This window comes from Caldicellulosiruptor acetigenus, from assembly GCF_026914305.1.
In the GTDB taxonomy this organism is placed as follows: domain Bacteria; phylum Bacillota; class Thermoanaerobacteria; order Caldicellulosiruptorales; family Caldicellulosiruptoraceae; genus Caldicellulosiruptor; species Caldicellulosiruptor acetigenus.
Map to the genome: position 1 here is coordinate 337,501 of NZ_CP113866.1, position 14,033 is coordinate 351,533.

Annotated in this window: 11 protein-coding genes and 2 rRNA genes (1 of these 13 running past the window's edge); 12 read left to right on the forward strand and 1 reads right to left on the reverse strand. The window is 38.9% G+C overall.

Annotation, left to right across the window (positions count from 1 at the left end; genetic code table 11):
- A 23S ribosomal RNA gene (locus tag OTK01_RS01385) occupies positions 1-614 on the forward strand (it extends 2,337 nt beyond the left edge of the window).
- Between the two features lie 62 nt (positions 615-676).
- Positions 677-793, forward strand: a 5S ribosomal RNA gene (gene rrf / locus OTK01_RS01390).
- A gap of 149 nt (positions 794-942) precedes the next feature.
- On the opposite strand, the gene OTK01_RS01395 is transcribed toward rrf, so the two are convergent.
- The gene (locus tag OTK01_RS01395; protein ID WP_029228267.1) at positions 943-1,890 is read right to left on the reverse strand and encodes an AAA family ATPase; all 948 of its coding nucleotides are present in this window, start codon (positions 1,888-1,890) and stop codon (positions 943-945) included.
- A gap of 265 nt (positions 1,891-2,155) precedes the next feature.
- Here OTK01_RS01395 and OTK01_RS01400 point away from each other — a divergent pair, with 265 nt between their 5' ends.
- From OTK01_RS01400 to OTK01_RS01445, 10 genes are all read left to right on the forward strand, one after another.
- Positions 2,156-2,611 (forward strand): VOC family protein, encoded by a 456-nt coding sequence (locus OTK01_RS01400; RefSeq protein WP_013433380.1) that lies wholly within the window; start codon positions 2,156-2,158, stop codon positions 2,609-2,611.
- A 30-nt stretch (positions 2,612-2,641) separates the two neighbouring features.
- Positions 2,642-3,286 carry a ThuA domain-containing protein gene (locus OTK01_RS01405; RefSeq protein ID WP_029228268.1) on the forward strand — a complete coding sequence of 215 codons (645 nt, stop codon included), beginning with the start codon at positions 2,642-2,644 and terminating at the stop codon, positions 3,284-3,286.
- Positions 3,287-3,456: 170 nt separating this feature from the next.
- The gene (locus OTK01_RS01410) at positions 3,457-4,629 is read left to right on the forward strand and encodes an AGE family epimerase/isomerase (protein ID WP_029228269.1); all 1,173 of its coding nucleotides are present in this window, start codon (positions 3,457-3,459) and stop codon (positions 4,627-4,629) included.
- A gap of 103 nt (positions 4,630-4,732) precedes the next feature.
- Positions 4,733-5,740 carry a substrate-binding domain-containing protein gene (locus tag OTK01_RS01415; protein WP_029228270.1) on the forward strand — a complete coding sequence of 336 codons (1,008 nt, stop codon included), beginning with the start codon at positions 4,733-4,735 and terminating at the stop codon, positions 5,738-5,740.
- 71 nt (positions 5,741-5,811) lie between these two features.
- Entirely contained in the window at positions 5,812-6,798 is a 987-nt protein-coding gene (locus OTK01_RS01420; protein WP_014041916.1) for a glycoside hydrolase family 130 protein, read from the forward strand.
- A 244-nt stretch (positions 6,799-7,042) separates the two neighbouring features.
- Complete coding sequence (locus OTK01_RS01425) at positions 7,043-8,689, forward strand: ABC transporter substrate-binding protein (protein ID WP_029228271.1); 1,647 nt, start codon at positions 7,043-7,045, stop codon at positions 8,687-8,689.
- A gap of 124 nt (positions 8,690-8,813) precedes the next feature.
- Positions 8,814-9,740, forward strand: a complete 927-nt coding sequence (locus tag OTK01_RS01430) for an ABC transporter permease (RefSeq protein ID WP_013433374.1) — start codon at positions 8,814-8,816, stop codon at positions 9,738-9,740.
- A gap of 26 nt (positions 9,741-9,766) precedes the next feature.
- Positions 9,767-10,669: a carbohydrate ABC transporter permease gene (locus OTK01_RS01435; RefSeq protein WP_029228272.1), complete on the forward strand. Its 903-nt coding sequence runs from the start codon at positions 9,767-9,769 to the stop codon at positions 10,667-10,669.
- A 60-nt stretch (positions 10,670-10,729) separates the two neighbouring features.
- On the forward strand, positions 10,730-12,520 hold the full coding sequence (locus OTK01_RS01440) for a sensor histidine kinase (RefSeq protein ID WP_029228273.1): 1,791 nt from the start codon (positions 10,730-10,732) through the stop codon (positions 12,518-12,520).
- Positions 12,495-14,003 (forward strand): response regulator transcription factor, encoded by a 1,509-nt coding sequence (locus OTK01_RS01445; protein WP_029228274.1) that lies wholly within the window; start codon positions 12,495-12,497, stop codon positions 14,001-14,003. Before OTK01_RS01440 ends, OTK01_RS01445 begins: the two co-directional genes overlap by 26 nt.
- The last annotated feature ends 30 nt before the right edge of the window (positions 14,004-14,033 follow it).

Consider the following 14,033-nt stretch of genomic DNA (forward strand, 5'->3'; position numbering starts at 1 on the left):
CACCTCAGCACGGATGGAAATCGTGCGGTAGGAGTGCAAAGGCGGTAAGGTGGCTTGACTGTGAGAGGGACACCTCGAGCAGGGACGAAAGTCGGGCTTAGTGATCCGGCGGTTTTCAAGTGGGAGAGCCGTCGCTCAACGGATAAAAGTTACCCCGGGGATAACAGGCTGATCTCCCCCGAGAGTCCACATCGACGGGGAGGTTTGGCACCTCGATGTCGGCTCATCGCATCCTGGGGCTGAAGTAGGTCCCAAGGGTTGGGCTGTTCGCCCATTAAAGCGGTACGTGAGCTGGGTTCAGAACGTCGTGAGACAGTTCGGTCCTTATCCGCCGCGGGCGCAGGGTATTTGAGGGGAGCTGACCCTAGTACGAGAGGACCGGGTTGGACGGACCGCTGGTTTACCAGTTGCACTGCCAAGTGCACGGCTGGGAAGCCAAGTCCGGATGGGATAAACGCTGAAAGCATCTAAGCGTGAAGCCCACCCCAAGATGAGATACCCCACACCGATGAGGTGGTAAGGGTCCTGGAAGACTACCAGGTAGATAGGCCGCATGTGTAAGCGCTGTGAGGCGTTGAGCAAGGCGGTACTAATGGCCCGAGGAGCTTGACCGAAAGAGAAGCTTTCTCCCTATTCACTTGCGAGGCTGCTGAAAAAAATGAATACAGGAAACAAATCCGGTGGCGAAAGAGCGAGGGAAACACCCGTTCCCATTCCGAACACGGAAGTTAAGCCTCGCAACGCCGATGATACTGTGCTGGAGACGGCACGGGAAAGTAGGTGGCTGCCGGATTTTTTATTTTTGTGTATATGTGTTAAATGTTTAACAATACGCGTAAAAAAAGTTTGGGCTCACCAAATGGCAGGTCTTACAAATTGCAAGAGGTTTTTAAAAAGAGCTGAGCTTAAATGTGTTCAGTCTATCTTAACTTGTTGTGTATTTCAAAAAGCAAAATTCTCACTTGGTACTGCTATCTTTTCAAGGATTTCATTTATCACGTCTGATGCTTTTGTGTTTTTGATTATATATTGATTTTTGAGAAGTATCCTGTGGCTGAGGACAAAAGGAGCTAAGTACTTAACAAAATCAGGAAGAACAAAATCGTAGCCTCGGACAGCTGCAAGGCTTTGCGATGCACGCATAAGAGCAATGAAGCTTCTGTTACTTGCAGGAAGCTGAACCATTTCGTGTTCTCTTGTGCTGTGACAAATTTCGTATATATAAGATAGAATATCTTCGTTTACATACACCTCTTTTATCTTTTCCTGAATCTTTATTACCTCATCCTTGGCCACCACAGGTTCTATCTCATCAAGTGGATTTTTTTCTCTGAACCTTGTGAGCATCTGGATAGTCTGTTCTTTGTTTGTGTATCCTAAACTAAGCTTTATCAAAAACCTGTCAAGCTGCGCCTCAGGGAGAGGATATGTTCCCTGGATTTCAATGGGGTTTTGAGTAGCAATAACAAAGAATGGGTCTTCTAACTTATGTGTGATACTGTCAATTGTCACCTGTCTTTCTTCCATGCACTCAAGAAGACTTGACTGTGTTCTCGGAGTTGCCCTATTTATTTCATCAGCCAGCAGTATATTTGTAAAAATTGGACCTGGTCTGAACTCAAACTCTTGCGTTTTCATGTTGAAATAATATATACCTGTCAGATCTGATGGCAGAAGGTCTGGAGTGAACTGAATTCTTTTGAAACTGCAATCTATAGATTTTGCAAGAGCCTTTGATAGCATTGTTTTTCCTGTGCCCGGGACGTCCTCTAAAAGAACATGCCCGCCAGCAAAAAGAGATGTTATTACAAGCTCAATTTGAGCTTCTTTTCCCACAATCACCTTTGATATGTTTTGGATAATCTTTTTTGCTTTATCTGCTATCTCCATTTCTCATTCCTACCCTCTTTTTAAATCTTTTTATTAAAATTTTGACCTTACTATGTTTTATTTAAACTTACATACCTTACCTACAAGATTATTTTACCTCTTTTATGTAGCTATTTCAATGAACTGTGAGCAGGTTAAACTTACAAAATATTGTACGCTGTTTTATCAAAAATGTGCAAAAACAAATTTAAAATTTGTATACCCATAACTTAACAAAGTGAGATACAATATTATCATGTAAACAATTTCAAAGGAGGCAGAAAAAGTGGCGAATGAGATTTTGGGGACAGATGTTGTTGTGCAGATAGGAATAATTGTTAGAGACATTGAAAAGACAGCAAAAGACTTTGCAGAGTTTTTTGGAGTTGAGGTTCCCCAGATTATCGAAACCGAAGAGTATGAGAAAACTCACACAGAGTATAGAGGAAAGCCCACAAATGCCAGAGCTAAACTTGCCTTTTTCAGAAACTTCAAAAACATAGAGATTGAGCTGATTGAGCCGGATGAGAATCCTTCTACATGGAGAGAGTTTTTGGAAACTCACGGCGAGGGTATTCATCATATAGGTGTGTTTGTAAAAAACATGGACGAGAAGATTGAAAATCTCAAAAAAGAAGGAATTGAAGTTGTTCAAAAAGGGGATTACACAGGTGGAAGATATGCTTACATGGATAGCACAGATAAGCTCAAATTCATCTTAGAGCTTTTGGAGAACTTTTAAAATTTTTTTAGGGAAGCGGGGAGTAAGAATATGAAAAGAATCTTAGCTTTGGTTGGAGATTTTTACCACAGTCATGACAACCTGCTCAAAGCCTTGAAGCAAGCCACAAATGCTGCTTTAGATAGTTGCGAGATAATAGATGCATCCATTGAAAACTTTGAGCAATTTCTTTCCCAAAATCCGGATGCGATTGTGCTCTCTGCAGAAAACAGGATAAATCCGCAGGATGAAGTTGTAAGGTGCTGGATGACAGAGAAGGTGGAAAAGAGAATGAAAGAGTATGTTGAAGGCGGAGGAAGGCTTTTTGTGTGGCACTCAGGGCTTGCGTCATACCCTGAAGAAGGAGAGTTTTGCAAACTTGTAAAGGGATATTTTAAGTTTCATCCAGATAAGCACAAACCAGTGAGATATCACTCTTCCAATAAAGCTACTCTTGACAGCAAAGAGTTTGACTTTGAAATTATGGATGAACACTATTTTGTTTTTTGCGACAAAGACAATACCAATATCTATCTTTACTCTGAATCAGAGGACGGCAGTTCAATTGCAGGATGGTGGCACAATTTTGGTAAGGGCAAGGTGGTTGCACTTACACCTGCTCACAGAGAAGATGGGCTTTTAGATAATAACTTCCAGGAACTTCTCAAAGCAGTTTTGACCTTTCTTTTCAAGTAGGACTTTCAAAAATGTAAATAAGACTTTTACAAGGGCTTGTCCGGCTGCAGCTTTTGGATAAGCCCTTTTTAAAAAACCGTTGACAGGATATAAAAAAACAATTAATATAGAAATATAAAGTGAACGATTAAGTAACCCATTTGCAAAACTTTTGAGAAGGTAGGTAGAAAATGGATATTACCAGGTTTAAAGAAGATCTAAAAAGTCATCTTGAAGAAAAGATAATACCATTTTGGCAAAGTTTAAAGGACGACGAATTTGGCGGCTACTATGGATACATGGACTTTAATCTCAATATTAACAGGGAAGCTCAAAAAGGTTGTATTTTGAACTCGAGGATATTGTGGTTTTTCTCAGCATGTTACAATATCCTGAAAGATGAAAAGAGCAAAGAGCTGGCTTTTCATGCGTTTGAATTTTTGAAAAACAAGTTTTGGGACAAAGACTATGAAGGACTTTTCTGGATGGTATCCCATAAAGGTGTGCCCGTTGATGTAACAAAACATGTTTATGTTCAAGCTTTTGGTATATACGGGCTTTCCGAGTACTATGAAGCATCCGGGGACGAAGAAGCTCTTCATTTGGCAAAGAGGCTTTTCGAGATTTTAGAGACAAAATGCAAAAGGGAAAATGGATACACAGAACAGTTTGAGAGAAACTGGCAGGAAAAAGAAAACAGGTTTTTGAGCGAGAATGGAGTAATTGCCTCAAAGACAATGAACACGCATCTTCATGTACTGGAGAGCTACACAAACCTCTACAGGGTTTTGAAGCTTGATGAAGTGTATGAGGCGCTTGAGTGGATTGTAAGACTCTTTGTTAACAAGATTTACAAAAAAGGCACAGGGCACTTTAAGGCATTCTGCGATGATAACTGGAATGAACTCATAAGAATGGTATCATATGGACATGACATTGAAGCAAGCTGGCTTTTGGATGAAGCTGCTAAGTATTTGAAGGATGAGAACTTGAAAAAGCAGGTTGAAGATCTTTCGCTGGAGCTTGCAGAAGTAACTTTAAAAGAAGGCTTTGATGGGAAAAGCCTTATAAACGAGATGGTAGAGGACAGGGTTGACAGAAGCAAAATCTGGTGGGTTGAAGCAGAAACGGTTGTTGGATTTTTCAATGCATATCAAAAGTCAAAAGAGGAAAAATTTTTAGATGCAGCCATCAAGACATGGGAGTTCATAAAAGAGTATCTTGTTGACAAAAGAAAAAACTCTGAGTGGCTGTGGAAAGTAAGTGAGGATTTAAAAGCTTTGGATATGCCAATTGTTGAGCCATGGAAGTGTCCATATCACAACGGTAGAATGTGTTTGGAGATAATAAAGAGAGTTGGTTAAAAATTTCAAGCTTGACTCTGTAAAGTTACAGAGAAATAAAGTATAATAGTAAGTAAAAAAGAAAAGGCTTGTAAAGCCTTATTTGAAGGGGAAAAAAGGTACAATGGACAAGAGAGTTACCATGAAAGATATTGCTGAAAAGCTTGGTGTTTCCAAAGTAACAGTGTCAAAGGCGCTCAAAGACAGCCCTGATATCAGTTCATCCCTGAAAGAGAAAATCATAAAGACTGCCCAGGAGATGGGTTACATCTACAATGCAAAGGGCAGGATGCTAAGAGAAAACTTAACATATTCCATCGGTGTGATATCGTCAGAAAAGTATTATGGCAAAGACGACTATTTCTACATAGACCTTTACAAGCATCTTTCAAACAGCTTAGAGAAGCTTGGCTTTACAACAACCTTCAACATCATAAGCCAGTCAGACGAAAATGATCTATCTGTCCCCAACGCGCTTTTGGAACAGAAAGTAGACGGTGTTGTTATTTTGGGTCAGATGAGTCTTGACTACATTCAAAAAGTTTTAAGTTACAGCTACCCGACAGTATTTTTAGACTTTTACTGTGACAAGTTTAACGTTGACTGTGTCATCACAGACAACTTTTACGCAACGTACGAGATAACCAACATGCTAATAGAGCATGGTCACACTAAAATTGGATTTGTAGGGAACATCTATGCAACAAGCAGTATCCAGGACAGGTTCCTGGGCTTTTACAAAGCGCTTTTGGAGAACAAGATAGATCTCAACAAGGACTGGATAATAAAAGACAGGGATGACAACAACAATTTCATAGATATTGTATTGCCCAAAAACCTTCCGACGGCATTTGTTTGCAACTGTGACAAGACTGCTTATCTTACTATAGAAAAGCTTAAATCAAGTGGCTACAAGGTGCCGGATGATGTGTCAGTGGTGGGGTTTGATGACAGTCTTCACGCAGTGCTCTCGCAGCCTAAAATTACCACCGTCCGCGTGAATTTGGAAGAGATGGGCAGAAGAACAGCCAAGATGATGGTTGAAAAGATAAAGCAAGGAGAAAAGCATTACGGCAAGATGCTCATAAAAGGCAAAATTATCGTAAGAGAGTCAGTTAAGGCTTTGAAATAATACTTTTTCAAGATGGTCGGGTAAAATTTTAAATTCACATAAATCAAAAAATATGGAGGAGGAAAGATCTAATGGATATTAAAATTATAGGGCAATCACTTCCAAACATGCCATGGGAAGAAAGACCAAAAGACTGCAAGGATATTGTATGGAGGTCTAAACACAACCCGATTATCAAGAGAAATCAGGCAAAAGATGCAAACAGCATCTTCAACAGTGCGGTTGTTCCGTTCAAAGATGGGTTTGCAGGTGTTTTCAGGGTAGATGACAGGGCAAGAAGAATGAACATCAGACGTGGTTTTAGCAAGGATGGTTACAACTGGGAGATTGACGATGAACCAATCAACTTCATCCAGCAGACAAGAGACCCGCTTGTAAGTGAGTACAAGTACGACCCAAGAGTAACTTTCATAGAGGATAGATACTATATCACATGGTGTAATGGCTATCACGGACCAACAATTGGTGTGGGCTATACATTCGATTTTGAAAAGTTCTATCAGATTGAAAATGCATTTTTGCCATACAACAGAAACGGTGTGCTTTTCCCAAGAAAGATAAACGGCAAATACGCGATGCTTTCCCGCCCATCAGATACGGGGCACACAGCTTTTGGCGACATATTCTACAGCGAAAGCCCTGATATGATTCACTGGGGCTGCCACAGACATGTAATGTCAGCAGGCTATACTCCATGGCAGTCGCTCAAAATAGGAGCAGGGCCTACACCAATTGAGACAAGCGAAGGATGGCTGCTAATTTATCACGGCGTGCTTCTTTCATGCAATGGTTATGTATACAGCTTTGGCGCAGCGCTTTTAGATTTGGAAAAACCATGGATTGTGAAGGCAAGATCAAAATCTTATCTTCTTTCACCACAGGAGTATTATGAATGTGTTGGCGATGTTCCAAACGTAGCATTCCCATGCGCAACACTTTGCGATGCTAGCACAGGAAGGCTTGCAATATATTATGGCGGTGCTGATACTGTCGTGAACCTTGCATTTGCTTATGTTCAGGACATAATTGAGCTTCTCAAGAGGGAAAGCCAGGAATAAAAATATTGAATAAAAACATACAAAAAAAGGCCGGCGGTAGACAAAGCTGCTGGCCTTTTTGATTTTGTTATATTTTCCAAACTTAAAATTGGTTTATTTACTGGTAAAGTAAAATCTAAAATCTGCAGTATAAAATCTTAAATCTCTCGGGTTGTTAAATATGCACCACAAATTTTATAATGAATATGTAGTTGTTTTGCAGTTTTTCTATACAAAAATTACATTCTAAAAAGGAGGATTGAGTATGTTTAAAAGAAGAGTTGCTTTATTGGTTGCTATTGCCTTTTTGATGACCATCATTCTTCCGGGATTTTTAAGTGCTCCAACAAAGGCAGTAGCAGCGTCTAAAAACCCAATAGTTTTTAAGATTTATTGGGGTGATTCTAACGCAGAACCGGTTGATGTATGGAAGACACCAATTGGTAAAAAGGTTGAACAGATCACAGGTGTAAGGCTTCAGTTTGAATTTATTGTCGGCAGCGACGAGGAAACAAAGGCAGGTATCATGCTTGCAAGTGGCGACTTGCCAGACTTAATCAATGCACACAATGTTGTAAACAAGTTTATTGAAGCAGGAGCTTTAGTTCCGCTGGATAATTACATTGCTAAGTACGGCAAGAACATCAAAAAGTGGTATGATACAAAAGCGCTTAAAAAACTCAAATATCCAAAGGATGGGCACATTTACTATCTCACGCCTTTCAGAGAAGAGTCTGACCCGCTCTATTCGTTTGCTGGTTTCTGGCTACCTATATACGTTCTCAAAGAGAACAAATGGCCAGTTGTAAGAGATATTGACACATATTTCAAGATTGTAAAAGACGCTGTCAAGAAACATCCAACATACAATGGAAAGCCAACAATTGGTTTTACAGCGCTGACTGATAGCTGGAGAATTTATGTACTGATGCAACAGCCGCTGAGGCTTGAAGGCTATCCAAACGATGGTGGCTGGCTGATCGACGAAAAGACAGGTGTTGTAAAAGACAGCTATACAATGCCATATGCAAAGACATATTACAAGATACTCAACCAGATGTGGAACGAAGGTCTTCTTGACAAAGAGATGTTCTCACAAAACTATGATCAGTACTTAGCAAAGATTTCGTCGGGCAGGGTTGTTGGTTTTTATGATGAAAGATGGCAGATACAGTCTGCAATAGACTCTCTTGAAAAACAAGGACTTTATGACAGAATTCCAATTGCAATGCCAGTGCTCAAGAAAGGCGTAAAGAGAGATAGATACAACGTGGTTACAATGGGAACAGGTGCCGGAATATCAATTACAAAGAAGTGCAAGGACCCGGTTGCAGCGTTCAAGTTCTTGGACAGAATGGCTGGCGAGGATATCTTGAAACTCATCAACTGGGGTATCCAAGGCCAGGATTACTATGTAAAGAATGGTAAAATGTACAAGGATGCAAAACAGATTCAAAACTACATGAACCCAGATTACAGAAAGAAACAGGGCATTGGCGGAAATATCTGGTTTGCATTCCCAAGACCACCGTTTGACTGGACATATTCAGACAAGAGCGGAAAGATTTCTTGGGACTATTCAGACCAGGCATTAGAGCAGAGGTACAAACCATATGAAAAGGAAGTTTTGAAAGCTTATAAGATTAAGTCGTTCAAAGACTTGTTCTCACCAACATGGAACTCACCGTACGGATATGGCTGGGATATCAAGCTCCCAGACGACCTGCAGGCAATCCAGAACCAGGCTGATGACTTGCAGAGAAGGTACATCACAAAAGCTATAATGGCAAAACCGGGTGAATACGATAAGATCTGGAATGAATACCTCAACAAGATGAAGAACATTCCTATCAAAAAGGTAATTGACTTTAGACAAAAAGAGATTCAGAGAAGACTCAAAGAGTGGAACTAATTAGTTGTTTATAACAGTAAATTTAATCTTGAAATTTTAAAGCTCACGGGACACCTAATTCTACAGGTGTTCCGTGAGTATTTAATTTAATTGACGCTACAAGCTTTTAAGGAGGAAAAGTAAGATGCAGTCATCTAAGAAAGGAATCTTTTCAACAATCTACAACCAACGCCAGCTAATTGTTCTTACATTTCCTTTTTTGATTATGGTGCTGATTTTTAACTACTTTCCACTGTGGGGCTGGCTATTAGCGTTCAAAGACTACAAACCGTATCTTGGTTTTCAAAATTCAGAGTGGGTTGGATTTAAAAACTTTGCAGACCTATTTTCAGATGTTTATTTTTTCCAGGCGCTTAGAAATACCCTGGTCATAAGCTGTTTGAAACTAATATTCAACTTTTTGTCTTCTATAACATTTGCAATACTTCTAAATGAGATTAAAAACATGCTATTTAAAAGAACAGTACAGACAATTTCCTACCTTCCGCACTTTGTTTCATGGGTTGTTGCAGCAAATATTATATACACAGTGCTTTCACCTGACTATGGGATAATAAACGAGCTTCTTGTCAAATTCCATATTCTAAAAGAACCGATTAACTTTTTGGGTGAACCTCAATATTTCTGGTTCATAGCACCAATTACTGAGGTTTGGAAAGAGATGGGCTGGAACGCAATTATATACTTGGCTGCAATGACAAATATCGACCCGCAACTTTATGAGGCTGCAAGCATAGACGGTGCAGGCAGGCTAAAGAGAATATGGTATATAACCTTGCCAGGTATTCTACCCACAGTCAAGATTCTTCTTATCATGAACGTTGGGTGGATTTTGAACGCTGGGTTTGAACAGATGTACCTTTTGCAAAGACCATCAACCTTGGACTATTCGGATATCCTTGAGACGTACATCTTAAGATATGGTATTGGAAGTGGAAGATGGTCATATGCAACAGCAGCTGGTATTTTCAACTCAGTTGTGAGCCTGATTCTGGTTACAACCGCAAACAAGATAGCATCTAAGATTGGTGAAGGTGAAAGGGTATTTTAAAAAACTTTTTAAGGGGTGTTTTTGAGGTGCAAACGTCAGCAAAGTACAGGACAACAGAGGATTTGGTCATTGACATTGTGGTATACACAGTCATGATAATTGTGATGATTGCTACTTTATATCCTTTTTGGAATATACTTGCGATTTCTCTTAACGATGCGCTTGACTCCATAAGAGGTGGAATATATCTGTGGCCAAGAAAATTTACACTTAACAACTATAGAGTCATCCTCAGCAATCCTGACATATACCATGCAACGCTTATATCAGTTTTGAGGGCTGTTATAGGGAGCATCACAAATGTTCTTTCATGTTTGATGGTTGCGTATGGAATTAGCCGAAAGGACTATATATTCAGAAAGTTTATATCCAGAGTTATAGTGTTTACAATGTATTTTAGCGGCGGTCTTATTCCCACATACCTTCTTATGAAAAATCTTCATCTTGTTGGAACATTCTGGGTGTACATTTTGCCTGGTATGGTAAGCGCGTTCAATATAATTGTGATAAGAAGCTATATAGACGGGCTTCCTCAAAGTCTTATTGAGTCAGCAAAGATTGACGGTGCAAGCGAATACAGGATACTGTTTCAGATAATTATGCCGCTTTGCCTTCCTGTGTTGGCAACTGTGACACTTTGGGTTGCGGTTGGTCAGTGGAATGCGTGGTTTGACACCTTCCTTTACAACTCCGGAAAACCAGAGTTTTCTACTTTGCAATTTGAGCTTCAAAAGATTTTACAGTCTGTTCAGTCTGCATCAACAAACCCCGACTTTTCAGCATCACTTACATCTTCTGGCAGGACTGTGACACCAACTGCTATCCGTGCAACCATGACAATAGTCGCGACACTGCCCATACTTTTTGTATATCCGTTCCTGCAAAGATATTTCATACACGGTCTTACAATTGGTAGTATAAAAGAGTGAAGAAGAGTGTGTTATAATTAAATCAATATCCTTTTAGCTTAAAAGAAGATGGAAAGATTCATGCGCAAAATAAGTAAGATTATAAACGATATTCCACTGTTTAAGAAGATATTTTCCATATTTTTTATATTTGTTTTTATTCCCCTTTTGATTTTGAGCAGCCAATTTATCTCGCAGATTGATTTTTATATAAACGATAAGCTCCACAGCCAGCTTGAAAATGCGTCAAATATGACAATTTCAAATTTCAAGAAAGCTATTGAGCTTGCAATCAATCTTGCGTATACCATATATTCGGACCCGAGAGTAATTGAGACTGTAAATACCCGGTACTTGTCTGTTGAGGAGTTTTATGATGCGTACGAGAAGAACATAAAACCCATACTTCAAAACGCAAGAATACTGTATCCGCAGATTTCGCAAATAACAATATACTGTGACAATCCTACCATACTAAATGCAGATGGGCTTGCGTTTTTGACAGAGGAATATAAAAAGTTTTTTCAAAAAGGAGGAAAAGAGGGTAAAAATCTCTATGTGCTAAGTGGACTTGAAAATGAAAAACCGTATGTTTCTATTGTGCTAAATCTCAACTTTTATGAGCAATATGTACCCAAATACCAGCAAAGCACAATTAAAAAGTTTTTAAGAATTGACCTGAACAGAGTGTATCTTAACAGTATTTTGAGCACGTTTAAAGATGGTCACATATTTATAGCAGATGAAGAAGACACAGTATATTTTAGTGACCTTTTGTATTACAATCAGGTTGGAAGACTCAGCGACCTTTTGAAGGAAGAGAAAAATCAAACCATTGTGTTTGAAAAGCTTCTATCAACAGAGATTCCTTACTTTGAAAACTGGAGATACATTGTTACAACCAACAATAGTGGAATATCAAAGAGGCTATTTGAACATCAGAGAAATTACCTTGCAATTGTGGTTTTGTGTTTTGTACTTGCGTTTTTTGCACTTTTTTTAATAGTAAATTCGGTGGTAAGTAGACTTTCGGTTTTAGCAAGACACATAAAAAAGGCAAGAAAACAGCAGTTTGAAAGCATCAACATTGAAGCCGGCAAAGATGAGATAGGCCAGGTCATAGAAGAGTTCAATATCATGGCACAAAAGATAAAAGAGCTTCTTGAAAAGGAAATAAAGTATGAGCTAAGACAAAAAGAACTGGCGCTGGAGAAAAAACAGGCAGAGATAAATGCGCTTCAGAGCCAGATAAATCCTCATTTTCTTTTTAACACCTTAGAGACAATCCGCATGAGAAGTATGCTCAAAAAAGAGTTTGAGACAGCAAATGCCATAAAACTTCTTGCAAAGCTTTTAAAACGAAGCATAAGGTGGGAAAACGACCTTATAACCATTGAAGAGGAAATTTTGGCTATTTATTACTACCTAGAGATACAAAAGTACAGGTTCGGGGAAAAGCTAAAATTTGAGGTTGAGGTTGAGGAGGATATAAAGTCAACAAAGATACCGAAGATGACCATACAACCTCTTGTTGAGAACGCATGTGTTCATGGGATAGAAAACAGCAAAGGTGAAGGAAGGATTGTGGTCAAGGTTTTCAAAGAAGGTGATATGATAGTAATACGTGTTGAGGACAATGGAAAAGGCATGGAAGATGAAAAGTTAGCAGAGCTCTTGCGGGCTATAAAAGGACTTTCATCTGACAAGGCAAGCAGTGTGGGGCTTAAAAATGTTTTTAGAAGACTTGAACTTTTTTATGACAAAGATTTTAGCTTTGACATATTTAGAGGCGAGCTTGGGGGATTAAAAGTTGTGATAAAAATACCGAACAAGAGGGACTTTGAAGATGCTGTACAAAGTGTTGATAGTTGAAGATGAGGTATTTATGAGAGAAGGCCTAAAAAACCTAATTGACTGGAAAGAATTTGGGTTTGAGATAGTGGGCGAGGCAGAAGACGGAGTTACTGCCTTTGAATTTTTGAAAAAGATGCAGGTTGACGTGCTCATCAGCGACATCAAGATTCCGCTTTTAAGTGGCCTTGACCTTATAGAGAAGGTAAAAAAGGAGCTAAAAAACCCGCCTGAAGTGATAATCATCAGCGGGTATGCAGACTTTGAGTATGCAAAAAAAGCTATCCAGCATGGTGTTGTCAATTATATATTAAAGCCCATTGAAGAAGAGGAGCTTGTTGACACGCTTCTTAAAATAAAGTCAAAACTTAAAAAAAGGGAGTTAATTAAAGAAGGCGAGAGCCTGCTTGCACTTGAGAGAAGCTTTAAAGAAACGATAGAAAGTAGCAACATCAAGATAGAAAATGGAGTTTATGTTGGAATAGTCTATTTTAAAGAAATGTCGAGCTGGCTAAGTCTCTTTCTTGATGAGAGAATAGAAAATATATTGTCAAGGATAAAGGGGTGTTTTGAGCAGCTAAAAAAAGAAGGACTTATGTATGAATTTTCAGAGATTGAAGGCAAGTACTACGTAGTTGCAACATCTGAAGAGGACATAAAAAAGGCATATCAGAGCATAAAAAAGATGGTGGACTTTGCAACAGAGATTGTGTTTGCTTTTTCAAGAAAGATTTCAAAATGGACTCAATTTTTTGATGCCATTTACGAGGCAGCATACTCTTTAAACTTTGCACTTTTTTACAACCAGTTGGGAATTTCATTTTATAGTAGCAGTCTGCCCAATTCAAAAGAGCTTTTGTACTCAAAGGAATATGACAAAAAACTCATTTTGGCTATCGAAGAAGAAGATAGCCAGAGTCTACAAAAGATAATTAAAGAAATGATGGAGGATATTAAAGAAGGAAGGTATCAGCTTGACTTTTTGAGGACGTATTTGAGCTTTGTTGTGGTATCTATAAGCTCTTATTTTAGCAGGATAGGCCTAAATTTAGAAGATGAGATAGAGTACTTTTCAAGCTTGAGGCTTGAATTTTCAAACATTGAGGAGATAGAAAAAAGCATATTAAAGTTTTGCGAAGGGATACTAAACAAGTTCAGACAGTGGAAAACAAGCCTATCTAACGGTATCATGAGTGAGCTTGAAAAGTATATAAAGGAAAACTATAACAAGAACCTGACACTAAAATCTGTTGCGCAAAAGTTTTATCTAAATCCTGTTTACTTGGGTCAGCTTTTCAAAAAGCATTATGGGGTGTATTTCAACTCTTATTTGCAAAAAATTCGTGTTGAAGAGGCAAAAAAGCTTTTGATGTCTACCAATATGAAGATATACGAAATTTCGCAGGCAGTTGGGTACAACGACACAGACTATTTTATCCAGTGCTTTACAAAACTTTGCAATATGACGCCCAACCAGTTTAGAAAAAAATATAGAAAAGTATAAAAAGAAGGCTGGGACTTTTGCAAAAAGCAC